Source organism: Wolbachia endosymbiont (group A) of Aleiodes leptofemur (genome assembly GCF_964028465.1).
Lineage (GTDB): Bacteria > Pseudomonadota > Alphaproteobacteria > Rickettsiales > Anaplasmataceae > Wolbachia > Wolbachia pipientis.
Genome location: NZ_OZ034782.1, coordinates 38,472 through 61,852, shown reverse-complemented (window position 1 = coordinate 61,852; position 23,381 = coordinate 38,472). Strand labels below are relative to the sequence as shown.

Genomic DNA, 23,381 nt, shown 5'->3' with positions numbered 1-23,381 from the left:
ACCTTCATTCCAGCATCCTTCCCTGTCATCCAAGTAGCCCTTCGTTGTCATCCCAGTGTCAAAAACTGGGATAACAGCTAACCTGACAACCGTCATCCCGCTACTTGTTAGCGGCTAAGAGATACCGTGACGGTATGACGGTTCGCGGTGGCATGACGATAAGCCTCATCATCCCGCTACGTGTTAGCGCCGCGGCGGTATGACGATTCGCAGCGGCATGACGAGAAAGGGGCTACTTGGATGATACCTTTTTTCTACTTAGTTTGGGTTATGCAAGAAGTCTATTCCTTCATAAGGAGAAGTAGTTAAAGGAATTTACTCTATTTCTCCCTCTTTTTTTATTATTTTTAATCTATAGTCAACGTAAAAGAGATATGCAAAAACTCTATTGATCCATAGTCTGCAAATTATTAATAACACTTACTTTAAAGAACCTCACTTTACGCTGATCTTTGAGCGCTCTTCTGTGGTATTTTGTAAGAGTATAACTTGTGAAATCGTCTTCCCTATAGATTAAAGAGTTACACTGCTTTATATGTGATGCTATCCACTCTGCATAGTCCTGATGATCGGTTGCAATGAATATTTCCCCTGTTATAAGTATTTTTTTTGCTAATAAATTTAAAAATTCCGTATTAATTAATCGTCTTTTATTGTGACTTCTTTTTGGCCATGGATCTGGAAAGAGAATAAAGAATCTTTCAACACTGTTATCAGGAAAATTTGCAATCAATTCTCTTGCATCTTCTGTCCACATTAAAATATTTTTTATGTTCTGTATTTCTATGTTTGTTAGCAAGCGAGAAACCCCCTTTAAGTAGGGCTCACATCCTATAAATAATAGATCAGGTTCATTGAGCACCTGGTCAAGCATATTTTCACCGTTGCCAAAGCCTATTTCTACCCATATTCTTTTTTGTGAATTTACAATTTTCTCTATAGATTCCTTGCTGTTTTGAATAGAATATTTTTCCAATATTTCATCAACATCAGGTTTTAGCCTGGACCTTCTGGAGAACGATCTAATCCACTTGCTATTCTTAAATAGCATATTCTTGATACATATATAATTTTCTCACTATATTTTATATAGCTTAAACAATTCTCGAAATGAGTTAATGAAAAATTACTTGTCAATAATTGTTAATATTATATAATATATGAGTTCTAATAAAGTTTAAGTTAAAGGTAAAGGTAAAGGTATGAATAATAATAATCCAGTCGTAAATCTACCGGTTACTATCAGAAAGCTATCATCAAACAAATTTATAGAAGAGATATGTCAAGGCCAATTTGAGGATCAAGATAATACCTTGTTTGAAGATTCTTTTGTTAACAAAATTAAAGAAGGAGATGTGGTAGAAGGTGTAATTACAAGAATAAACCCTAACGACGTTGTGGTTGATATTGGTTTAAAATCTGACGGGAGAATTCTGATCAAGGAACTCGGTTGTAATGATGAGGTCATTATTGGCTCGAAAATCAGAGTTTATGTGGAAAGAATTGAAGATTATCATGGTAATGTTGTTCTTAGTCGTGAAAAAGCAATTAGGGACGAAAAATGGAATAAGTTGGAAGAAGATACAGTTACAAGGGCTGAAGTAAGCGGAGTTATTAAACGCTCAATTAAATGTGGCTTTATTGTTGATCTTGGTGACGGAATAAGCGCTTTTTTACCGCTGAGTCATGTGGATTTGAAGCAAGTAAAAGATGCGAAGCACCTTATTGAAACTGAACAAAAGTTCATCGTGCTTAAAATGGATAAGAAGCAGGGCAATATTGTAGTATCAAGAAAGCTGGTGTTAGAAAAATTGCACGCTGGTGAAAAAATTAAATTTTTAGAATCTTTAAATGAAGGCGATATAATAGAAGGGAAAATAAAAAGTATCACTCATTACGGTGTATTTGTCGGTATTCATGAATCAGATGTAGTGGGAGTTATAGATGGATTGTTACATATTACAGATATCTCTTGGAGTAGGGTGAGTCATCCGTCTGCAGTTTTTACTTGTGGTCAGACTATAAAAGTTAAAATTATAAAAATAGATAAGGAAAATGCTAAAATTTCCTTGGGTGTGAAGCAGCTAGAAGATAGCCCTTGGCAAGATGCAGAGTCAAAATATCCAGTTGATAGTGTGCATAAGGGTTATGTAACAAGCATAGAAGATTATGGATTATTTGTTGAGCTTAGACCTGGAATTGAAGGTTTAGTGCACTCGTCAGAAATAACTTGGGTTAAGAGTAATTTACCAGTTAGTAGTCTCGTAACAAGGGGACAAGAAGTATATGTAAAAATTCTCAGTATTGACATTGCTAAGAGTAGGATGAGTTTAAGCATGAAAAGGTGTGTAGACAACCCTTGGCAAGTATTTATCAATAAATATCCTCCTGGTTCTATTGTTTCTGGTGAAGTGAAGAATAATACCGGCTCATATGTATCTGTTGCTTTCGGTGATTCTGAAATAGATGAGAACGTAGAAGGGACAATATATGTGAAAGATTTTAGTTGGTCTAAAAATGGTTCAGATGAGATAAAGAAGTATAATGTAGGTGATAAAATAGAAGCAAAAGTAATAAGGGCTAACGTGAATCGGGCAAGAATTTATCTTGGAATAAAACAAATAGAGTATGATCCTCTTGAAGAACTGATAAAGAAAGTTAAGGTAGGTGATAAAATACAGGTTATTGTAGGTAAGAGAGAAGATAATGGACTAGTCGTTGAAGTTGAGAACGATGTAACCCTTCTAATAGATCAAGAGCATTTACCAGAGAATAAAAAACTCTCTATATCAGAAAAAATAGAAGTTGAAGTATTGGGTGTTGAAGAATATAACATAGCATTATCTGCTAAGTGATAAGGTTTACTTATTTTGGCTTCATATAAATGGCAACAAAGTCTGATATAATAGCGAGGGTAGCAAAAAGACATCCTTTTTTAGATAAGATTGTTATAGCAGCTATAGTTGATAGATTTTTTGGGATACTTTCAAGCACATTGAAACATCATAATAGAGTTGAAATTAGGGGGTTTGGTTCTTTTTCAGTTAGAAGTTATAACTTGAAAGAAACAAGCCATTTAATGTTACAGAAGTTTACAAAGAATCAATACTTTAAAACATATTTTCGTAGCAGTAAAAAATTATCTGATTTGATAAATGAATAAAAATTTATACCATAAATAAGATGAAAGTAGGGGTTTGAGTTTATACTGTACGATAGAAATTTTTAGCACCATATGCAAGTAGTAGAAATAGTTATACGTAATAACACATATAAAATATCTTGCGAAAGTGGGAAGGGGAATCATTTATTACGCCTTGCTAATAGTTTTGACAAGTTAGTTAGTTCTGTATCTCAAAAAACTGGAGGTAAGGGTTCGGATGCATTAAATTTCTTACTTGCAGCACTAATTCTTGAGGATAAAATTTTAGAATTAACAAAGCGATTAGATGAAGTAAATCAAGAGCGCGAAAAGTATAGAAACGAGAAAAGAATAGAATATACTGAGGTACTAGATAAGGTAAATAAGATTATCACTAATCTTGAGTGCATAAAGGATTAGCTTCAATAAAGCAAGCAATTAAATTGACTATCTGACTATTCAAGCCAGGAGGGAGGTTTGTCTTACGAGTTATGTAACAATATAATTCGTAATCATCAAGATCAACTATTTTTTCGTATTCGATTAGTTCGCTTAAGGAAAATTTATCAAGATATTTCAATGCGAAATGCCCTAAAAGTATATCGGTTTCTTTGCAACCCCTATGCCAGCTTCTATATATTAATTTTCTTCTGAGTAGTGAGGTATCTGTCATTACAATTAAACTTTTTTTAATTTAAAAGTTAAACTAAATACTTGTCAAGCGAGGCGCATTTTAATATACTTAACATTTTGTTAAGATCTAAATATACAGGTGGAATTAATTTCTAATCTTATCCATCAATTTAGCGATGGAATATATTATTTTTTATCATTTTCTTTAATAATTTCTGTCATAGTATTCGTGCATGAATATGGGCATTATGTTGTTGCCAAAGCATGCAAAGTTAAAGTTGAATCTTTTTCCATAGGTTTTGGTCCTGAAATTTTTGGTTTTAACGATAAGTCTGGAACTAGATGGAAATTAAGCGTTGTTCCATTGGGTGGTTATGTTAAAATGCTAGGAGATACTAATGCAGCGAGTGTCCCAGCTGATCAACAAGAATTAACGGAAGAAGAAAAATTGTATTCATTTCATACAAAACCGCGTCATAAAAAAGCAGCAGTAGTTTTTGCAGGACCTTTTGCAAACATGGTATTTGCTGTTATAGCTTTTACAATATTTTTTAGCATAGCAGGTTATTATCGCACTCCACCGGTGATTGAAAATGTAATCGAAGGTAGTGCAGCTAAGCAAGCTGGTTTGTTGCCAGGTGACACTATTACACAAATCAATGAGCATAAAATAAAATACTTTGAAGATATTTCACGTGTGATAATGTCGAATCCTAAAACAAGAATGGAGATTGAGTATAGCAGAAATAATGAGAAGCACAGGACCAGTTTAACTCCATTAATAATCAAGGACAAAGACGTTTTTGGCAACACAATAGAAAGAGAAACTATAGGGATTATTTCAGTCAATACATTAAAGCAGTCGTCTTTTCTTGGGGCTGTGAGCTTATCAGTAAGTGAAACTTACCACACTATGTGCTTAACGATTAAAGCTATCTTTCAAATTATTGTTGGTAAGAGGAGTGCAAGTGAAATAGGTGGACCAATAAAAATCGCAAAATATTCAGGACAATCAGCTAAAAAGGGATTTATTATGGTTCTATATTTTATGGCAATCATTTCAGCTAATTTAGCTGCAATTAACTTGCTGCCAATACCACTGCTAGATGGTGGGCATTTATTTCATTATATCATAGAAGCGGTTATACGTAGGGATTTAAGCTTGAAATGTCAAAAATATGCAGCTATTTTTGGTGCTTTAGTGTTGTTTTTGCTTATGGCAACTGGAATGTCAAATGATATTAGGGATCTTTTTTGAAATAAAATATGAAAAAGCTATTTTATATACTGGTAGTGGTTTTTATTTCTTTTCCTGCCCTGCTTGTTGCTTTAGGAACTGCGGAAAAAGTGCAGGTGAAAGATGTCAAATGTATTGGTAATGAGAGGGTAAGCAACCAGACAATAGGGTTCTATATAAAACTAAAATCTGGTGATTATATAAACGACGATGATATAGACTCAATTATAAAAGATCTATATAAAACAAAGTTATTTGCTAGTGTTAATGCTTACATAGATGATAAAAAAAATTTAGTAATAAAAATTCAAGAAAATCCACTGATTAACAAGGTAGTGTTAAAAGGCAATAAGTTATTTAACAGCAAAGAGCTGCTAAGTAATGTGATTCAATCAAAGTCGCTAACTATTTTAACTGAAACAAAATTGCAAAACGATTTAGTGAATTTAGTCACTACTTATAGAAATAACGGTAAGATTGGTGTTAAAATTGAATATGACCTGAATAAGCTTGATGGCAATAGAGTCAATCTAATTTTTAAAATAAAAGAAGGCAAAATCTCTAAAATTAAGGATATAAGATTTATAGGCAACAAAAACTTTTCTGAAAATGAGCTAGAGCAAGTTATCAAAAGACATAGTAATGACATATTTAGTAAGTTATTTAGAGCTATTTTTAAAGGCGGAAATCATTATTCACCGCAATATCTATTGATTAACACAGAATTGCTCGATCATTTTTATTCATCTAAAGGATATATTCAAAATAATATTCAACCAATTGTTGAGGTTGATAATAACAATCAAACAGAGTTAACTTTTTTGATTGACGAAGGACAGCAGTATTTATTTGGAAATAATGAGGTTAATATTGAAACTGAAATTCAGGATTTGAGCCTAAAAGAAGAAATATTGGATTTTATAACAGAGGAAAACGATAAGATATTTAATAGAGTTAAAATTAATAATACAGTAGAAAAAATAAACAAATATTTAAATGAGAAAGGATATATATTTGCAAAAGTTAATCCAGAGTATGCACAACGTGACAATGTTGTAGATGTAACCTACAGAGTGCTGCCGGGTAAAAAGATTTATATAAATCAAATTACAATTGATGGTAACGATCGCACTTTAGATAAAGTGATCAGAAGTAAGCTAAGTGTAGCAGAAGGTGATGCGTACAATATATCTGAGATTCAAAAGTCACGTAAAAAACTAATGAGTAGTGATTTTTTTGAAACAGTGAAAGTAAATAGTTATGCAGTTAATGATAATGCAGTAAATCTTGACTTAAGTGTTAAAGAAAAAAACACTACTTCGTTGTATTTGGGAGGAGGTGTGTCTCTTCCTGGTGGAGCATTGATTAAAATTGACCTCAAAGACCGTAATTTATTTGGTACTGGAAAAGAGCTCTCTTTTGCTCTTGAAAAAAGTCAATACGTATTTTCTACTGATTTAGAGTTTGTTGAAAATAATTTTAACGATTCTGATACGTCACTAGGCATGGGTGTATTTTATGAAAAACAAGATAAACCAAACACTACTTTTGATAGTTGCGATATGGGATTTTTTACAAAGTTATCATATAAAGTCACAGAGAACTTAACTAATTCCCTTCGCTATTCTTATAAGTATAATCATATACACATGGATAATAAGGGTGGACAAGACACCGATATCTCTGAAATAATACTGGACCGAAAAGGTAAACATCAGATTTCATCAGTGGGATACACGTTGGCATATAATAAACTGGATAACCTCTATACTCCAAAAGAAGGGTATTTACTGCGCTTAAGTCAGGATATTTCAGGATTGGGAGGAAACGTGAATTTCCTGAAATCTGAATTCTTATCTTTTTATACGCACCCTATATTAAGCAAAATTGACGATGATATAACGCTACGCTTTAAGATGGCGGCAGGTCATATTTTTTCTTATACTGATGAAAATCTAAACATTGGCCAGCACTTTTTTAAAGGGGGTAATGAGATTAGAGGGTTTGACCTTTCCGGTATTGGACCAAGAGCAGAAGACAAAAATAAAAGCTCATTAGGAGGCAAAACTTATTTTAATCTAACACAGCAAGTGGATTTTCCTCTACCAAAACTATATGACTATGCTGGTATCAAAGGCTCACTATTTGTTGACTATGCAACACTTTTTGGCTTAGATGATAAAAATAAGAAGTATGAAGGGAAATACTATGATAGCAAGCTTGTGAGAGTGTCACCAGGTTTTGGCTTTTCAATGCTTTCTCCTTTTGGTAGACTTAGATTGGATTTCGGGTTTCCTTTAGTAAAGGAATCTTATGATATAATACCATCACCAAATGTTAAATTTTCTATTGAAGCGGGGATTTGAATGAAATATATACAGTTATTTATATCAGTTATTGCCTTAATTATTTCCTTATTTGTGGGGTATAAGTTTGTAGGATATCAACCTCAGAACACAAAGGCTGCAATTATCGATAGTGACAAAGTCATCAATGAATCTCTTGCTCTGCAAAATATACAACAACAAATAAAGGAGCAGAATTCTAGATTACAACAAGAATTTGAAAATGAGTTAGAAAAACTTAAGCCATCAAAAGAAGAATTTGACCTTTTGTCAGAAGAAGCAAAAAAGGAAAAGACAGGACAATTTAATAAGCACACTGTAAATGTTAGAGATAATTATGCTAAAAAAATGTTACATTTAGAAGAAAGCTATAGAGAAGCAGTAGAGAGTGTTTTTAACAAGATAAAAGAAGTCGCTAAAAAAACGGCAGAAAAAAACAACATAGATTTGGTACTATTTATTTCAAAAAAGAACCAAGTTTTATACTCCATGGATGAAGTTGATTTATCAGATGTGGTATTAAACAATATAAACAAGGAAATACCTGAATTTGCTTTAAAAGGCATTGAATAGACTTATGCAATTTAATATCAGTGATATTATAAAAACACTACCACATTCTTATCCGTTTCTCTTAGTAGATAGAGTTATAGAGTGTGATCCTGGTAAAAGTATAAAAGCAATCAAAAATGTGACTTTCAATGAGCCATTTTTTATTGGCCACTTCCCTGGTCATCCGATAATGCCAGGAGTCTTGATAATTGAATCTCTAGCTCAGGCATCTGCTATATGTGTTCTAGGTAAAGAAACAATAGAAAATAAAGTTGTTTACTTGAGATCCATTGAAAATGCAAAATTCAGAAAGCTAGTTACTCCAGGGGACACATTGATTCTTCAAGCTAACATTCAAAGTGTGTGTTTAGGTGTATACAAATTTAGGTGTATTGCATCTGTTAGCGAAGAAAAAGTTGCAGAAGCAACAATCTCAGCAGTATTGCAAAATAAATAAAATCTTCATCTGTAAGAAACAGCATGTACACTTTATAGTATAGCAATGAAGCTGAATTTCAAAATCTCATTTTCGAATCTATATACTCGCAATGGATTAACAAAATTAGATGAGACATTTTTGAATTATATTAAATCATGTGATGAGAGCTTGTTTTGTTCATTAATTGAAGCAAGAGAAAAAGCAGCTTCTTCTTCGATGTCATCCCAGTGTCACCTCCCATCATCCCAGTGTCACCCCCCGTCATCCCAGTGCTTGACACTGGGATCTAGAAAACAAGAAGGACGGTCAGCTACTTGGATGACAGATAGTCAGTTAATAGTAGACCTCTCATATTTACTTGATGAATTTATTGCAAAACTTTTCAATGTTGAAAAAGAAATAGAGGAGCTAAAGAAAAAGCACAACGACTTTGCTGTAATATATAAGTGCAAAAGATTATTTGTCCAACGCTATGCATTGAAGAAATACACTAATGTGGCGAATATAAATATTACTAACAAACTAAGTCCTTTTCTCACTTTGCCAACAACAGAAAAAAATTTCGCTGAGCAGGTGATGCATTGGTTTGAAGATAAAGAAAATCACAAAGAGGAAATAGAACTTGCGGCACAATATGCAGCGTGGAGAGTGAAAAATAAACAGAGCATATTATTTAGCATACATAAAAAAATTGACCACGAAAACCTCATACCATTTTCTAAAAAAGAAGTAGACAAAGTTGAAGTGCTGTATTCAAATGAAGTAAAAAGACGATACGGTTTTGACCTAACAAGTGAAAAGGCTAGTTTAGATAAAGCATTGGATAATGCTCACTACTGCATATTTTGTCATAAGCAAAGTAAGGATAGCTGCTCAAAGGGGCTAATTAATGATGACAATACTTTCAAAAAGTCTCCACTTAGAGTTGAACTGCACGGCTGCCCACTAGAGCAGAAAATATCAGAAATGAATCTGGTGAAAAGCGAAGGGTACAGCATAGCAAGTCTTGCAATTGTGATGATAGATAACCCATTATGCGCGGCTACTGGACACAGAATATGCAATGACTGCATGAATTCGTGCATATATCAAAAACAAGAACCCGTAAATGTGCCAGCAATTGAAACAAGGATTCTGGATGATGTGCTCAGTTTACCGTACGGATTTGAAATATATTCTCTGCTCAGCCGTTGGAATCCTTTAAATTTTCAGCGTTCATTGCCAAGAGAAAACACCGGAAAAAACGTTCTAGTTGTAGGCCTTGGTCCTGCTGGTTTTAATTTAGCTCATCATTTGTTGAATGATGGGCATAACGTTATCACCATTGATGGACTAAAGATTGAACCTTTGATCGATAATTTCCAGCTAATTAAAGATTTCAAACACGAAAAATTGAGTGAACGCACGGCAGGAGGGTTTGGTGGGGTGGCAGAATATGGCATTACTTCTCGGTGGGATAAGAATTACTTAAAGATTATTAGATTACTGCTGGAAAGACGTGAGCATTTCGCACTTTATGGAGGCATTCGTTTTGGTGGCACGATTAATGTTGATGACGCGTTCAACTCGGGTTTTGATCACATCGCCCTAGCACTTGGCTCTGGTAAGCCACGAATGATCAAAATAAAAAACATACTAGCTCGTGGAGTACGCATGGCATCTGATTTTCTGATGTCGTTACAACTGACTGGCGCTCTTAAATTTGATTCTATAGCAAATCTGCAAGTTCGTATGCCGATAGTTGTCATAGGTGCGGGGCTTACTGCGATTGACACTGCCACTGAAGCTTTAGCGTATTATCCAATTCAAGTAGAAAAATTTCTTCTTCGTTATGAGATATTAGTTGATAAGTATGGAAAGGACTGTGTTGAAAAAGATTGGACAGAAGAAGAACACAAAATTGCAAATGAGCTCATATCGCACGCACAATTGATCCGAGAAAAGCAAAAGTTAGCAAAAAAAGAGAATAGAGAAATAAAAATATTAGAGTTAATGCAGAGCCTCGGGGGAGTGAAAGTTATATATAGAAAAGAGCTAAAAGATTCACCGAGTTATCGATTAAATAGCGAAGAGGTGCAAAATGCACTGTCAGAAGGAATTTACTTTATTGAAAACTTAGAGCCAGTTGAAGTTGTGACGGATAAATATAACCATGCTGAATTAATAAAACTGATAGACACAAAATCCGGCGAAATCAAACGTATAAAAGCACGTTCTATTTTTATAGCAGCAGGTACTGAGCCAAATACAGTTATTGCAACAGAAGATAAAAAGCATTTTAAATTAAGTAATGGGTATTTTACTCATTTGAATTCATCAGGAAAAGAAATAGACCCAATATTTTCTCCTAAAATGCAAAATAAAGATAGAATATTAGTGTATAAGCAAGGCAATAAAACAATCAGCTTTTTTGGTGATCTTCACCCTTCGTATAGTGGCAGCGTCGTGAAAGCTATGGCAAGTGCTAAAAACGGCTACCCTATTATTTCTCAGCTTTTGAGTGGAGTTAATAGCTTCGTTTCTGTCATTCCAGTGTGTGATGTTGTGGGCCAGAAAAAAAATGCGTGGTCAAGTGTTGAAGACCTGGCTAATAAAGAATTATTTAATAGAATCAAAGAGCAATTCACTGCAAAGGTTATAAAAGTTCAATATTTAACAGACAAAGTTGTGGAAATAGTGATCAAAGCACCACTTGCGGCAAAGAATTTTAAGCCTGGGCAATTCTTTAGATTGCAAAATTTTGAAACCAATGGCAGAAAAGCCAATAATACAAACCTTGCTATGGAAGGTATAGCCGTAACCGGCACTGAAGTAGACAAAAAAAAAGGAATTATTTCCACTATTGTGCTGGAAATCGGCGGCTCCACTAATTTATGCAGACACTTAAGAGAAGGCGAGCAAATAATTCTTATGGGCCCAACTGGCAGACCTACTGAGGTTTACTAAGTCTCAATATTAAAGTGATGCCAAATTTTATTTCAAAAAGTAAATAATTTACTAACGCTCGTGCACAAATTAAAAATAAATTATGCACGAGTGTAGCGTTATGAATTAGGAGTGCTATATTAAAGCTTACCTCACTATTAAAGCTATCGGTCAGATTAGATTAAAAACCCAATCTGACCGGTTTCTCTATAACCCTCTAAACTCTGATATAATTATATGATAATTAGTTTAATTAGTGGTTAATATGCAAATTGATTTTATTCATATATTGAGATAGCATAAACCATATTGGTTTTAATTATTGTGCAACTTTATAAATCTTCACTGTTACTTCTACTGACTGTATTAATAGTTATAGTCCTAAAATTACCTGAAAATTTGAGCATTGCAGTAAATTGGTCTCTCCCAATTCTAGATTTTGATTTATCTTTTCGTACCATACTAATATCTTTTTTATCAGTTGCATTTTTAGCTGTTCTACCAGCACAAAATTTGACTTTTTCAGAGATGCTATCTTTTGCTGCTTACACTATTAGTTCACTTTATGCAGTTTTATCTGAACATATGATATTGGTTATAATATTCTGTGAATTAATGACCATCAGTGCATTTTTTATTATCGCAGCTAGCTGTAGAGATAGTGGACCTGCAATAAGGTACGCTTGTGTACACTTTTTCGTTGGAGTTATATTAATAGCAGGATTGGCACTTCAAAGCACTAACCTGATAATTTTGGGTTTATTGATAAACTGCGCTTGTTTTCCTTTTTCATTTTGGGTTGTTGATGCATATCCTGCTGCATCGCTACATGGCACCACATATCTCTCTTTATTTACCACTAAAGTCTCTTTTTTAGTGATGCTTTTACACACTTATAACCTATGGCAAGATTGTACTGAAATATTAGCGCTTGTAGGCGCCATCACTGCAATTTACAGCATTATATTTGCTTCTCTTGAGCAAAATATTCGCAGATTTTTATGCTATAACGTTGTAGGACAAATGAGCTTGCTGATTATTGCAGGAAGTTTGCTCAGTCCTTCGGAAAAAGCAATACCAATTTTGATACTGCATATAATCTTCTCTCTTGTTTATCAATCATTATTGTTTGTGGTCAGTAATTCGATTATTTCACAAACAAAAACAATTAGTTTTAATGGAGTGGGTAAACTGATGTCAGTGGAAGGCATGTGTGCTATAATCGCAATACTTACAATGGCTGCATTTCCTGGAACCGTTGGATTTATCAGTAAATCATATATCACAGCTGAAATTGAAATGAACACTGTTGCCTTAAAAGGGTATAAAAATTTATATAAGCTTCTAAATTTGCTGCTTCATTTAAGCGTGGGGCTAAAGTTTCTTTATTACTTATTTATTGCAAAAAGTAAGTCAAAACCTTTAGCAGAGAGAGGAGGCAAAATGACTATGATTATTTTAGCATTTATATGCGTAATCGCTGGCAATCCTTACTTACCTATTTACAATAAACCTTCGATTTTCGATTTTGTGTACAACACAAAAAATATTTGGTCGCAATTTAATTTATTACTATGTACCACTTTATTGTTTATTCCTTTACGCAAGTTATTTTACCCGAGAGTAAATTTTAAAATGGATGTTGATTGGATTTTTAGAGCTTTCATACCCTATATTATCTTGCTGTTCAATCAGTTAGTCTCTAAAACTAGAGAAATGTTTGCCAGCGTAGTGCAAAACTTGACTAATCCACTTGTTGGTTTATACTTTAATAATATTACTAAACTTAAAGAAGTGCTGAGTTATAACTCAGTGAGTTTTGTTTCAGCTTCTTCTCTCTTTTTAATGAGTATTCTACTAATGCTATTATGTTTAAATCGTTAACTGAAAGTTTAAATTCTGTATTTAGTAAACTGAGAGGAAAGTCAATCATTTCTGAAGATGATTTTAATCTTGCCATGCGTGAAATACGCATAGCCTTAATTGAAGCTGACGTTTCACTTGAAGTTGCAAAAAAATTCATCAACGACATTAAAGATAAAGTGATTGGGGAAAAAGTCATAAAAAGTGTTTCTCCAGCACAAATGATAATTAAAATTGTACAGGATAATTTAGTTGCAGTTCTCGGATCAGAGAAAAGTGACTTAAATCTAGCAGTTAAACCCCCTGCTGTGATTATGATGGTGGGCTTACAAGGTGCAGGTAAAACAACTACCTCAGGAAAGCTTGCTTTAAAACTAAAAAAGCAAAAGAAAAAAGTGATGCTTGCCTCTTTAGACATTTATAGGCCTGCTGCCCAGAAACAACTTGAAGTGCTAGGTAAACAAATAGATGTGCAAACTTTACCTGTAGTAATAGATGAGAAGCCCATTACAATTACAAAAAGGGCAATAGCAATAGCAAAGAACGATAATTATGATGTATTAATACTAGACACTGCAGGCAGGCTTCATATTGACAATAATATGATGAATGAGTTGAAAGCCGTAAAGGAAATAGCTTCACCTGCAGAAGTTATTTTAGTAGCCGACGCAATGATAGGCCAGGATGCGGTCAACATTGCCAAATCATTCAATGAGGTAATAGGTGTAACCGGCATTATTCTCACCCGTGTTGATGGTGATGCACGTGGTGGTGCTGCTCTTTCTATGAAAATGATCGCCGATTGTCCAATTAAATTTATTGCTTGTGGTGAAAAATTAAGTGACCTCGATGATTTTTATCCCGATAGAATTGCAAAAAGGATACTTAGCATGGGTGATGTTGTATCATTGGTTGAAAAAGCTGCTGAGATTGTTGGTCAGGAAGAAATTGATAAGTTACAAAAGAAAGTGAAAAAAGGTAAATTCGACCTAAACGACCTAGTGGGAATGTTAAAAACTCTGAGTAAAATGGATGGCATTAGCAACATAATGAAATTCATTCCTAGTTCATTTACAAAAAAGCTAAGTAGCAGTGTGCCAGATGACAATAAAGTGAAAAAATATATAGCCATCATAAACTCAATGACTGAAAAAGAAAGGCAAAATCCAGATATTTTAAATGGCAAAAGAAGACTTAGAATTTCTAAGGGGTCCGGAACAACTGTAACTGACATTAATCTTCTAATTAAGCAGTATAATCAAATGAGCTCTATGGTAAATAAGTTCAGTAAAGTTGACCATAGTAAACTCAAAGAATCTGATTTGATGGATATGCTAAGCAGAAAGTAAGTCAGCAGGTAGTGGAATGAGACAAATCATCAGTAAACCTTTAGCTATATCAAAAGCGGCTTAGGTCTCGCAAAAAAATTTACAGCTTCTTGCTAGCCAAGAAATTTATTATTAATTTTAAGAAATACTATAGCTGAACCAAGCAACACGTCATACCGCCGCGGTATCTCTAGATCCCGCTAACACGTAGCGGGATGACGAGGCTTACCTTATCGGATTGTTTCAACACGTCATACCGCGATTCATTCGCGGTATCTCAGCCGCTAACAAGCAGCGGGATACTATCTACACCGTCATACCGCGATTCATTCGCGGTATCTCATCCGCTAACAAGAGATCCCGCTAACAAGCAGCGGGATGACGAATTACTTAACCATCATCTACACCGTCATACCGCGATTCATTCGCGGTATCTCAAAGCATAGATCCCGCTAACACGTAGCGGGATGACGAGGTCATGCCACCGCGCGAACCGTCATACCGTCACGGTATCTCTAGATCCCGCTAACACGTAGGGGAATGACGAGGTCATGCCGCCGCAAACCGTCATACCGCCGCGGTATCTCTTAGCCGCTAACACGTAGCGGGATGACGGTTGTCGTTTAGCTATAAATATTTAAGAAATTTACTAAACAGAAAAAAAGGCAAAAGAAGCCCCGTAGTTGGCTAATTACTTACATTATACTTTCAAGTATGGCGTTTTTTTATTCTAAACGCTTAATAACCGCGACTCAGCTGCTTTTAAATGCAACTAACCTTAGCTATAAATGTTTAAGAAATTTACTAAACAGAAAAAAAGGCAAAAGAAACCCTAGGGTAGCTAGTTATTCACTATCCATTTTTTAAGTTGGCGTTTTTTTATGTTTTAAACGCTTTATAAGCGCGTTTCAGCTTATGTAGGTAGAAGTTTGATAAAGACACAAGGTGCACATAGTGCAAAAAATTAAACATGAGACGCCAGATACGTGAGTTTTTTGTCATTTAATCTGTACAGAGAAGATAAATAAATAGCTTCAGTGTTTGTGATAAGGGGGCTGGCGGAGTTTGTCAAGCAAGTTTTTTCGTTTCTATTGTAATGACAGTTATGGCCTGTGCAAGAAATCTATTGATTTACAGCAGGTTCTTTGTTACAGTCCACAGTTATGCAAAGAAACTTAAAGCCTCATGAGTTTATTTACAGCCAGTGGTTTACATAATTTGGAGCTGTATAGCTGAGTATTGTATATGATAATATTGATAACAAACGATGATGGCTTTGGAAGTGAAGGAATAAAATTACTCAAAGAGGTTGCACGGAATTTTGCGTCAGAAATATGGATAGTGGCACCAGATACTGATAGAAGCGGAGCTGCAAGATCTCTTGATTATCCAGTGAAACAATCTATTGGAATAAAACAACATAGTGAAAGGGAATTTAGTGTGTCTGGTACTCCTGCAGATTGTGTCATTATTGCGCTAAATAAAGTTATGAATAAAAAACCAGACTTAATATTGTCCGGAGTAAATATTGGATCAAATGTCGGGGACGATATTTGTTATTCAGGAACAATTGGTGCTGTAATGGAAGGTGCTGCAAGGTCTATACCTTCTATTGCGCTGAGCCAAGTTTATCATGATAAAATAGACTGGCACAATACAAAGGTTTTTGCACCAAAGGTTATTGCCAAGCTAGTTAAGGTTGGTTGGCCTAAAAACATAGTGATGAGTGTAAATTTTCCTGCTACGGAAAAAGTAAAAGGAGTAGAATTTGCTGAACAAGGTGAATATAACATTGATGGGGATTTAACTTTTACTGAAAATTCGAATGGCTCTTTTAGCTTAAATTGGTCTCGAGAGCACTCAGGCAGTGGTAGTATAAATAAAATAAAAGAAGGATTTATTACTATTACACCGGTAAAATTAGATTTTACAGATTATGATACTTTGAATACTATGAAAAATTCTTGTGCAGACGAATTTTCTTCTATAGCTGACTGAGAAAAACATTTGCATTGCTCCTAATAGATATTTTCTATTGTGTTATCGCGAGCAATTATTTTTTCTTCACCTGTATCCATGTTTTTAATCTTTAAAGTTTTACTACTCAATTCTTCATCGCCAAAGATTAAAGCAGCTTTAGCATTTGCTTGATTTGCTTTTTTCATTCGGGTTCTGAGCGTTCCGCTATATTCATAGATTACATATAAACCATTTCTGCGCAATTCATTTGCAAGTGTTAAAGCATGTTTTTCAGCCTCTCTACCGATTGGAATTAGGTAAATAGGTCGCTCTTCTTTCGGAGAATAATTGATTAACTCCATTATGCGCTCAATACCCCCTGCAAATCCTATTGCTGGAGTGTGTTTTCCACCTACTGAAGATACTAAATTATCGTATCTTCCACCGGCAAAAACTGCCCCTTGTGCACCTAAATCCTCTGTAACAAACTCAAACACTGTGTGGCAATAATAATCCAAACCTCGAACTAGTTTATTGTTTACGGTATAAGGTATATCAAGAATTGTTAATCCATTTAGTATTTGTTCAAAGAAATCTGAGGACTCTTTCGTATAATAATTGCTGATTTTAGGCGCATCAGAAATTATTGATTTATCTTTCTCATCCTTGGAATCCAGTATTCTGAGTGGATTTTTGATCAACCTATTTTTGCTATCTTCTGATAGATCATTTTGATACTTTGTAAAGTATAAGATCAAAGCTTCTCTATATTTAGTTATTGTTTCACCATCACCTAAAGAGTTGATTTCCAGCTTTACATTTTTATTGATGCCAAATTCAGTTAGTAAGTGCTGAGCGAGTGATATCAATTCAATATCAGCTTTTGGATCTTCTATGCCAAAAACCTCAAAATTTATCTGATGAAATTGCCTTTGTCTTCCCTTTTGCGGTCTTTCATAGCGAAATGCAGGTCCTGTTGAGAATAATTTTATCGGTGTTTGCAGTTTTTTTTCAATGAGTAGCCTGACAATCGCTGCAGTGAACTCAGGACGTAAAGTTATGCTCTTTCCCCCTTTATCATTGAAGCTATACATCTCTTTAGTGATGATATCTGAGCTATCACCTAAGGTTTTTGTAAAAACCTCCGTGTATTCAAATATTGGAGTTTGGGCGGGCAAAAAGCCGTATAGACTTGAGATTCTATTTGCTGTTTGCTGAATGTATTTAAACTTGTACCATTCATCAAACAGGAGATCTTTTGTTCCTCTAACCGTTTGATTAGTCATAGTGTGGTCTCTATACCCGCAACCTCTGGTATGTGGTAGCTCAGCATATTCTGCACTCCTTGCTTGAGGGTAATTGCAGCACTTGGGCATCCGGAGCAAGCTCCTTGCAACTCAACATAAACTATTCCATCTTTATAGCCACGAAATTTGATATCGCCACCATCTTGAGCAACTGCAGGTTTGATATGACTTTCCATCAATTCTTTTATTCTATTTACAATTTCTATATCATTTTTATCAAAAAATTCTTCATCTGGATCATTCACTTCTTCTTTATCTAGCGCTTTTCCACCTGAAGTAAAGTGATCCATGATTGTAGTTAAAATTTCTACTTTTAGTGTATCCCAATTAATTCCACCCAATTTTGTTACTGAAATAAAATCATGACCAAAAAACACTCTTACCACATGTTCTATTTGAAAAAGATTTGCTGCTAACTTGGAGTTTTTTATTTCATCTGCATTTGAAAAATCAGCCGTTTCTCCTTCGTTTAGAATTGCAAATCCAGGAAGGAATTTTAGCGTATTTGGGTTTGGTGTTTCTTCAATCTGGATGAACATGTTATTTACCATGACAATTATAATTGTTACTATTTAATCATAAAATGATAAAAAAATATACATGTCATTCATCTTTTTTCTTTTTTTAGTATTCATAGTAATTACATTTGTCTTGCCTAGCGTTGTTATATTTTTTCTTTTCCTGACAAAAAAAAATAATATGAGTTTCATGATGAACTCTATATTGAGTAAGTTTTTGAACGAATTTAGTAGCAGTAGAAGTTATACTGAAAATTACACTGGTGATAACATGTCCAAGGATGAAGCATTAAAGATACTGGGGCTGAATCCTGAGGCAAGTCAAAATGAAATCAATAAAGCATATCAAAATTTAATGAAATTAGTTCACCCAGATAAGGGAGGCTCGGAATATTTTGCGCAAAAGCTAAATGCGGCACGTGATAAATTGTTAAAAAAGTGATCTTAAAAAAAGTTTTCGTTTAACGAATTTCTTCCTTTGCTTTTTCTAAATACTCCAATATTGCTTCATGTAGTGCAGTCCATGTTATCTGTTCTTCCAGGGAAGGTATAAATTCTTGTCTCCAAGCATTCTTAAACTCCTGAAACCACTGTTTTTCAAAACCCTGAAATTCTAAAGAAATATCTACTTTAAAGCTATCAATTAAACTGGAAACTTCTGCAGCTTTAGAGCTATCTAGTGATTTTAAAGATAACACTCCACTCTTTAAAATCTCTAACTCTTCCAATACATTAAGCTTAAATGGTTTATAGAGTGAAGACCATATGCGATATCTTAAATAAGAATCATAGTATAACTTAATTTTGTACATTAAAGTGGTAGATGCATCAGGAGAAATGTTATTCTCATATTGTGCAAGAGAAGATAATAAATTCTCATAATCTACTTTGCTTAAACATGGTTGTAGAGTCGATTTAATTTTTTCACTAAAGGTTAGATAACTAGAAGAAATGCCATGACTATATTCACTAAAGAATTCAGGAAATATATCTGCTTGTTCTAGTTTAAGAGGTAGATCTTTTCTAATTTCTCTTGGTAAATTATGTATTGAAAACTGATAAATAACCCATACAAAATTCTCATCAAACTCATCTGAGTAATCAGCATTATTATCAGGAAAAATTACATTACCTTTCTTATCATTCCAAGGTTCTATCTTATAGAAAAATCTGTTCAGCCTTTGTTTTAATTTCAAAATACCTTCATTTCTATCACCTGCTTTATACAATGTTTTGCCCATTTTGTGTTTAGCATCTTTAGGGTTTATTCTGTCACTTATGTGCAATCCAATTTCATTTTTCTCTAATAACTCCCAATCAAACAATTTGTGTGGATCTGGTTTACGCATTGTATAGCCAAGCTCTGGATCATACACTATAGTTCCTATTTCAGAATGACTAAATATCATATCCCTTTTAATTTTAAAACGCTCCATAAGGTATAAAATCAGCTCTTTAACAGATCTCATTTGCTCTTCCGGAAAAGGCTCAAGTCCTGTGTTTACAATTTCAATACCTACAGAATAGTTGTTAAGCTTCCGTAACTCTTCAAGCTTACTATCTACCTTAACTCTTGCATAACTAATACCAGCATGCCATGCTTCTTTCTCTAATGGAACCATTAAGGTGATGCTGCCATCCCTATCGACAATAAAATGAACTGACAATCCTCTAGCATTCAGCGTATCTTTTGTACCTTTTAGTGTTGATGTTTCAGTATGGTGAACTATAACCATTAACACTTTTTTACCTGCCCTATCACCATAATTTAAAGCTGAAGCTGGATCTAAAAATAACAAATCCTGATCTTTCAATAATGGTAATTTTTCTTGTAAATCTTGAAAATCATTCTCGATATTGCTTGAACTGGATACTTGCCCAGATATGAGAAATGCTGAGACAGTAATCAGTAAAACTAATAAATATTTGTTGACTTTAGATAGTTGGATTTTCATACCATCTTCATAAACACTTTGTAGATAATTTTTCATTATATAGTTAGAATAGGGTTGTTGAATAAATTTACAAGACAAAATCATACTAGTCTGGTAGTAGTAACATGTTCAGAGATGGAGCATTTAAAGTGCTAGGAATAGATTCTGGAGCGAACCAAAATGAAATCAATAAAGCATATCAAAATTTAATGAAATTAGTTCACCCAGATAAAGGAGGCTCGGAATATTTTGCACAAAAATTAAACGCAGCACGTGACAGGTTGCTGAAGAGGTAATTAATATTGCTTTAAAGTTTTTATTTGTGCGTAAAGGATAAGTTGCTACAATAAAAAAATAAGATAAAAGTAGCAATGGACATGTGTTCAGAAAGGTTTAAGTTATGCAGGAAGATAACAAAAAAGAAACAATAAAAGAAGAAAAAGGCATATTAGGATGGATAGAATATAGATTGCCTATATTTTCTTTTCTAAGACACACTGCTTCTTACCAAGTGCCAAAAAACTTAAATTATGCTTGGAACTTTGGCTCTTTGGCTGGTATAGCGCTGATTTTACAAATAATAACAGGTATATTTCTTGCTATGCACTACACTCCGCATGTTGATTATGCGTTTAATAGTGTAGAGCGCATAATGCGAGATGTGAATTACGGGTGGTTAATACGCTACACTCACGCTGTTGGAGCATCGCTCTTCTTTATGGTAGTCTATGTTCATATAATGCGTGGATTATATTACGGATCTTATAAAAGACCGAGAGAGATGGTGTGGTTTATTGGAATATTTATATTTTTTGCAATGATGGCAACTGCCTTTATGGGATATGTATTGCCTTGGGGACAAATGAGTTTCTGGGGTGCAACAGTTATAACCAACTTATTTTCTGCTATACCTTTAATTGGCAATAAAATAGTTATATGGTTATGGGGTGGTTTTTCAGTGGATAACCCAACACTTAACCGTTTTTTCGCTCTGCATTATCTTCTGCCTTTTGTTATTATTGCTTTAGCTATGCTTCATGTGATAGCTCTGCATAGGTTTGGCTCTGGTAACCCAAGTGGAGTGGAGGTAAAATCAGATAAGGATACCATCCCTCTCTATCCTTATTATATAGTCAAGGATTGCATAACTTTTGGTCTGTTTTTTGTAGTTTTGTTCGCATTTGTTTTCTATGCTCCCAATTATCTTGGGCATCCAGACAATTATATAGAAGCTGATTCTATGGTCACTCCGGTACATATAGTGCCAGAGTGGTATTTTTTACCTTTTTATGCAATGCTACGTTCAATTCCAGATAAACTTACTGGTGTGCTTACCATGTTTGCGTCTATTTTAGTGTGGTTTTTGTTACCTTGGCTTGATAAATCAAAAGTTAAAAGTGGTGCTTATCGCCCGGTGTTTAAGAAATTTTTTTGGGTTTTTGCAATAAATTTTGTACTTCTTGCCTGGCTTGGAGGACAAGAGGTAAAAGAGCCTTACATCACTATGAGTAGGCTATCTACTCTTTATTACTTTGCATACTTTGTGATAGTTTTACCACTGCTTAGTAAGTATGAAAAGCCAAAAGAACTACCAAAAACCTTAAGTGATTCTGTGCCGGAGATGAGGTGATGTCAATTCAAAGCAGATCTCTTACAAAATTCTCTGTCATCCCAGAGCTCTCTTCTGTCATCCCAGAGCCCTCTTTTGTCATCCCAGTGCTTGACACTGGGATCCAGAAAAAAAATAAATGGATTCCAGCATCATGTACACAATTGTATGAACGTTGTATACAACACACAGTGTCATTCCACTATCTTCCGTTGTCATCCCAGTGCTTGACACTGGGATCCAGGTATAAAAATACTTACAAATCATGCAATGGACAACAGATTCTAGGAGTGCATGATAACCATAATGTCAGTGATGAAATAAGCTGGATTCCAGTGTCAGCTACTTGCATGACATCAATTCGAAATTTACTAAAACAGTGGTTATGCATGGGATCTAATGTATTTGCAATCTTCTGCATGTTATTTCTATCTAGTCTTATATCTGCAGAAGAATTTAAATCATCACCAAATAAGAAAATAGACTGGAAATTTGATGGAATTGTCGGATCTTTCGATAGAGAGTCAATTCAGCGTGGCTATAAAGTGTATAAAGAAGTCTGTGCTGCTTGTCATTCAATGAATAGGGTAGCATTTCGTAATTTGCAAGATGTCGGTTTTTCTGAAGAAGATGTAAAACAAATAGCAGCTTCTTATCAAGTTAAAGATGGTCCGAATGATTTGGGTGAAATGTTTGACAGACCTGGAGTACCTTCGGATTATTTTATTGCGCCTTTTGATACAAAAGAAGCAGCTGCAGCAAGCAACAATGGTGCAGTCCCACCAGACTTATCATTAATTATTAAAGCAAGGCATGATGGTGCAAATTATGTCTATTCATTGTTAACAGGCTATCAAAACGGCGAACACGATGAAAATGATTTATATTTTAATTCGTATTTTCCAACAGGCAGATTAGCTATGGCGCCACCACTTTCTGAAGGAATGGTGGAATATGATGGTGCAAGGCAAGCCACAGTTGAAAATATGGCGTATGATGTGATAAATTTTTTACAATGGGCAGCAGAGCCAGAATTAGAGCGCCGGCATAAACTTGGATTAAAAGTAGTGGCGTATTTTATAATTTTAACAGTGTTTTTTGTATTAACTAACAACAAAGTTTGGAGCAAGCTCTATAAAAAGAAGTGATAGTCAATTTTGCCTCAAGCACAATGGTTGTCATCCAAGTAGCTAACACTGGTTCCTTTATGACGGTGTCATCCGAGTAGCTGACACTGGGATGGCTTTGTCGCATCGTACCTTATACGGTAATAATTTACGATAAATTCATGTAGCCATTTCGAATTTAGCCATACCAATGTCAGTAAATTTATTAAGCAAACAGCACTTAATGAGCAGTTCTTTTTCACGATTTATAGCTCTTTTCATAGAAGTCCGGATGTGATAAGGATAGATAATGATAAGGAGGTTGAATGCCAGCAGCATATAGTTATGATTTAAGAAAAAAAGCAATGGAGGCGCTAGACGAAGGAGAAAGCAGAGAAGCAGTGGCAGCAAGATTTAAGATTGGACGAACTACTTTATGGGAGTGGCAGCACTGTAGGCTTGACCATAAATTATGTTAAGATAG

Annotated in this window: 21 protein-coding genes and 1 pseudogene; 16 read left to right on the top strand and 6 right to left on the bottom strand. The window is 34.5% G+C overall.

The genetic code is table 11. From position 1 onward, the window contains the following. Positions 1–385: 385 nt before the first annotated feature. Positions 386–1,051 carry a tRNA (guanosine(46)-N7)-methyltransferase TrmB gene (gene trmB, locus ABWU67_RS00330; protein ID WP_353282028.1) on the bottom strand — a complete coding sequence of 222 codons (666 nt, stop codon included), beginning with the start codon at positions 1,049–1,051 and terminating at the stop codon, positions 386–388. 151 nt (positions 1,052–1,202) lie between these two features. On the opposite strand from trmB, the gene ABWU67_RS00325 reads away from it, so the two are divergent. The 3 genes from ABWU67_RS00325 to ABWU67_RS00315 all read left to right on the top strand — a co-directional run bounded on the left by ABWU67_RS00325 (position 1,203) and on the right by ABWU67_RS00315 (position 3,562). Beyond that, complete coding sequence (locus ABWU67_RS00325) at positions 1,203–2,855, top strand: 30S ribosomal protein S1 (protein WP_353282027.1); 1,653 nt, start codon at positions 1,203–1,205, stop codon at positions 2,853–2,855. 29 nt (positions 2,856–2,884) lie between these two features. Continuing rightward, complete coding sequence (locus ABWU67_RS00320) at positions 2,885–3,163, top strand: HU family DNA-binding protein (protein WP_010963035.1); 279 nt, start codon at positions 2,885–2,887, stop codon at positions 3,161–3,163. A gap of 72 nt (positions 3,164–3,235) precedes the next feature. Further along, entirely contained in the window at positions 3,236–3,562 is a 327-nt protein-coding gene (locus tag ABWU67_RS00315) for a cell division protein ZapA (RefSeq protein ID WP_010082086.1), read from the top strand. On the opposite strand, the gene ABWU67_RS00310 is transcribed toward ABWU67_RS00315, so the two are convergent. Then, the gene (locus ABWU67_RS00310; RefSeq protein WP_006279484.1) at positions 3,537–3,815 is read right to left on the bottom strand and encodes a succinate dehydrogenase assembly factor 2; all 279 of its coding nucleotides are present in this window, start codon (positions 3,813–3,815) and stop codon (positions 3,537–3,539) included. The genes ABWU67_RS00315 and ABWU67_RS00310 overlap by 26 nt on opposite strands. A 99-nt stretch (positions 3,816–3,914) precedes the next feature. Between ABWU67_RS00310 and rseP the strand changes: the two genes are divergently transcribed. The 8 genes from rseP to surE all read left to right on the top strand — a co-directional run bounded on the left by rseP (position 3,915) and on the right by surE (position 16,462). Next, positions 3,915–5,033, top strand: coding sequence for an RIP metalloprotease RseP (rseP, locus tag ABWU67_RS00305; protein WP_010082085.1), 1,119 nt, complete (start codon positions 3,915–3,917; stop codon positions 5,031–5,033). 8 nt (positions 5,034–5,041) lie between these two features. Then, complete coding sequence (gene bamA, locus ABWU67_RS00300) at positions 5,042–7,378, top strand: outer membrane protein assembly factor BamA (RefSeq protein WP_353282026.1); 2,337 nt, start codon at positions 5,042–5,044, stop codon at positions 7,376–7,378. Next, positions 7,379–7,930, top strand: a complete 552-nt coding sequence (locus tag ABWU67_RS00295) for an OmpH family outer membrane protein (RefSeq protein WP_209472492.1) — start codon at positions 7,379–7,381, stop codon at positions 7,928–7,930. 4 nt (positions 7,931–7,934) lie between these two features. Then, positions 7,935–8,366, top strand: coding sequence for a 3-hydroxyacyl-ACP dehydratase FabZ (gene fabZ / locus ABWU67_RS00290; protein WP_010082082.1), 432 nt, complete (start codon positions 7,935–7,937; stop codon positions 8,364–8,366). A gap of 45 nt (positions 8,367–8,411) precedes the next feature. Beyond that, on the top strand, positions 8,412–11,294 hold the full coding sequence (locus ABWU67_RS00285; RefSeq protein ID WP_341821975.1) for an FAD-dependent oxidoreductase: 2,883 nt from the start codon (positions 8,412–8,414) through the stop codon (positions 11,292–11,294). A 303-nt stretch (positions 11,295–11,597) separates the two neighbouring features. After that, on the top strand, positions 11,598–13,157 hold the full coding sequence (locus tag ABWU67_RS00280; RefSeq protein ID WP_353282025.1) for a proton-conducting transporter membrane subunit: 1,560 nt from the start codon (positions 11,598–11,600) through the stop codon (positions 13,155–13,157). Then, positions 13,142–14,485: a signal recognition particle protein gene (gene ffh, locus ABWU67_RS00275; RefSeq protein ID WP_095742798.1), complete on the top strand. Its 1,344-nt coding sequence runs from the start codon at positions 13,142–13,144 to the stop codon at positions 14,483–14,485. Before ABWU67_RS00280 ends, ffh begins: the two co-directional genes overlap by 16 nt. 1,224 nt (positions 14,486–15,709) lie before the next feature. Further along, positions 15,710–16,462: a 5'/3'-nucleotidase SurE gene (gene surE / locus ABWU67_RS00270; protein WP_010081939.1), complete on the top strand. Its 753-nt coding sequence runs from the start codon at positions 15,710–15,712 to the stop codon at positions 16,460–16,462. Between the two features lie 20 nt (positions 16,463–16,482). On the opposite strand, the gene hisS is transcribed toward surE, so the two are convergent. Both hisS and ABWU67_RS00260 read right to left on the bottom strand, forming a co-directional pair. Further along, positions 16,483–17,709, bottom strand: coding sequence for a histidine--tRNA ligase (gene hisS, locus ABWU67_RS00265; RefSeq protein ID WP_353282024.1), 1,227 nt, complete (start codon positions 17,707–17,709; stop codon positions 16,483–16,485). Beyond that, positions 17,706–18,269 (bottom strand): NifU family protein, encoded by a 564-nt coding sequence (locus tag ABWU67_RS00260; RefSeq protein WP_182319735.1) that lies wholly within the window; start codon positions 18,267–18,269, stop codon positions 17,706–17,708. The genes hisS and ABWU67_RS00260 overlap by 4 nt, the downstream gene beginning before the upstream one ends. A 169-nt stretch (positions 18,270–18,438) precedes the next feature. Between ABWU67_RS00260 and ABWU67_RS00255 the strand changes: the two genes are divergently transcribed. Next, positions 18,439–18,690: a J domain-containing protein gene (locus tag ABWU67_RS00255; protein WP_223823149.1), complete on the top strand. Its 252-nt coding sequence runs from the start codon at positions 18,439–18,441 to the stop codon at positions 18,688–18,690. Positions 18,691–18,709: 19 nt separating this feature from the next. Here ABWU67_RS00255 and ABWU67_RS00250 read toward each other — a convergent pair whose 3' ends face one another. Next, complete coding sequence (locus ABWU67_RS00250; protein ID WP_223823148.1) at positions 18,710–20,239, bottom strand: N-acetylmuramoyl-L-alanine amidase; 1,530 nt, start codon at positions 20,237–20,239, stop codon at positions 18,710–18,712. A gap of 68 nt (positions 20,240–20,307) precedes the next feature. On the opposite strand from ABWU67_RS00250, the gene ABWU67_RS00245 reads away from it, so the two are divergent. The 3 genes from ABWU67_RS00245 to ABWU67_RS00235 all read left to right on the top strand — a co-directional run bounded on the left by ABWU67_RS00245 (position 20,308) and on the right by ABWU67_RS00235 (position 22,939). Then, positions 20,308–20,478, top strand: a complete 171-nt coding sequence (locus tag ABWU67_RS00245; protein ID WP_010082675.1) for a J domain-containing protein — start codon at positions 20,308–20,310, stop codon at positions 20,476–20,478. A gap of 104 nt (positions 20,479–20,582) precedes the next feature. Next, positions 20,583–21,812, top strand: coding sequence for a cytochrome b (locus ABWU67_RS00240; protein ID WP_353282023.1), 1,230 nt, complete (start codon positions 20,583–20,585; stop codon positions 21,810–21,812). Positions 21,813–22,180: 368 nt separating this feature from the next. Further along, positions 22,181–22,939, top strand: coding sequence for a cytochrome c1 (locus tag ABWU67_RS00235; protein WP_010963022.1), 759 nt, complete (start codon positions 22,181–22,183; stop codon positions 22,937–22,939). A 68-nt stretch (positions 22,940–23,007) separates the two neighbouring features. On the opposite strand, the gene ABWU67_RS00230 is transcribed toward ABWU67_RS00235, so the two are convergent. Continuing rightward, positions 23,008–23,160, bottom strand: a complete 153-nt coding sequence (locus ABWU67_RS00230; protein ID WP_182309768.1) for a hypothetical protein — start codon at positions 23,158–23,160, stop codon at positions 23,008–23,010. A 63-nt stretch (positions 23,161–23,223) separates the two neighbouring features. Between ABWU67_RS00230 and ABWU67_RS00225 the strand changes: the two are divergent. After that, a pseudogene (locus ABWU67_RS00225) lies at positions 23,224–23,346 on the top strand (IS630 transposase-related protein); the annotation flags it as partial. Positions 23,347–23,381: the final 35 nt, after the last annotated feature.

Bases quoted from the DNA above. Each gene is read 5' to 3' on its own strand.
- trmB (WP_353282028.1), bottom strand. From the start codon at position 1,051: ATGCTATTTAAGAATAGCAAGTGGATTAGATCGTTCTCCAGAAGGTCC.
- ABWU67_RS00325 (WP_353282027.1), top strand. From the start codon at position 1,203: ATGAATAATAATAATCCAGTCGTAAATCTACCGGTTACTATCAGAAAG.
- ABWU67_RS00320 (WP_010963035.1), top strand. From the start codon at position 2,885: ATGGCAACAAAGTCTGATATAATAGCGAGGGTAGCAAAAAGACATCCT.
- ABWU67_RS00315 (WP_010082086.1), top strand. From the start codon at position 3,236: ATGCAAGTAGTAGAAATAGTTATACGTAATAACACATATAAAATATCT.
- ABWU67_RS00310 (WP_006279484.1), bottom strand. From the start codon at position 3,815: ATGACAGATACCTCACTACTCAGAAGAAAATTAATATATAGAAGCTGG.
- bamA (WP_353282026.1), top strand. From the start codon at position 5,042: ATGAAAAAGCTATTTTATATACTGGTAGTGGTTTTTATTTCTTTTCCT.
- ABWU67_RS00295 (WP_209472492.1), top strand. From the start codon at position 7,379: ATGAAATATATACAGTTATTTATATCAGTTATTGCCTTAATTATTTCC.
- fabZ (WP_010082082.1), top strand. From the start codon at position 7,935: ATGCAATTTAATATCAGTGATATTATAAAAACACTACCACATTCTTAT.
- ABWU67_RS00285 (WP_341821975.1), top strand. From the start codon at position 8,412: ATGAAGCTGAATTTCAAAATCTCATTTTCGAATCTATATACTCGCAAT.
- ffh (WP_095742798.1), top strand. From the start codon at position 13,142: ATGTTTAAATCGTTAACTGAAAGTTTAAATTCTGTATTTAGTAAACTG.
- surE (WP_010081939.1), top strand. From the start codon at position 15,710: ATGATAATATTGATAACAAACGATGATGGCTTTGGAAGTGAAGGAATA.
- hisS (WP_353282024.1), bottom strand. From the start codon at position 17,709: ATGACTAATCAAACGGTTAGAGGAACAAAAGATCTCCTGTTTGATGAA.
- ABWU67_RS00260 (WP_182319735.1), bottom strand. From the start codon at position 18,269: ATGTTCATCCAGATTGAAGAAACACCAAACCCAAATACGCTAAAATTC.
- ABWU67_RS00255 (WP_223823149.1), top strand. From the start codon at position 18,439: ATGATGAACTCTATATTGAGTAAGTTTTTGAACGAATTTAGTAGCAGT.
- ABWU67_RS00250 (WP_223823148.1), bottom strand. From the start codon at position 20,239: ATGAAAAATTATCTACAAAGTGTTTATGAAGATGGTATGAAAATCCAA.
- ABWU67_RS00245 (WP_010082675.1), top strand. From the start codon at position 20,308: ATGTTCAGAGATGGAGCATTTAAAGTGCTAGGAATAGATTCTGGAGCG.
- ABWU67_RS00240 (WP_353282023.1), top strand. From the start codon at position 20,583: ATGCAGGAAGATAACAAAAAAGAAACAATAAAAGAAGAAAAAGGCATA.
- ABWU67_RS00235 (WP_010963022.1), top strand. From the start codon at position 22,181: ATGGGATCTAATGTATTTGCAATCTTCTGCATGTTATTTCTATCTAGT.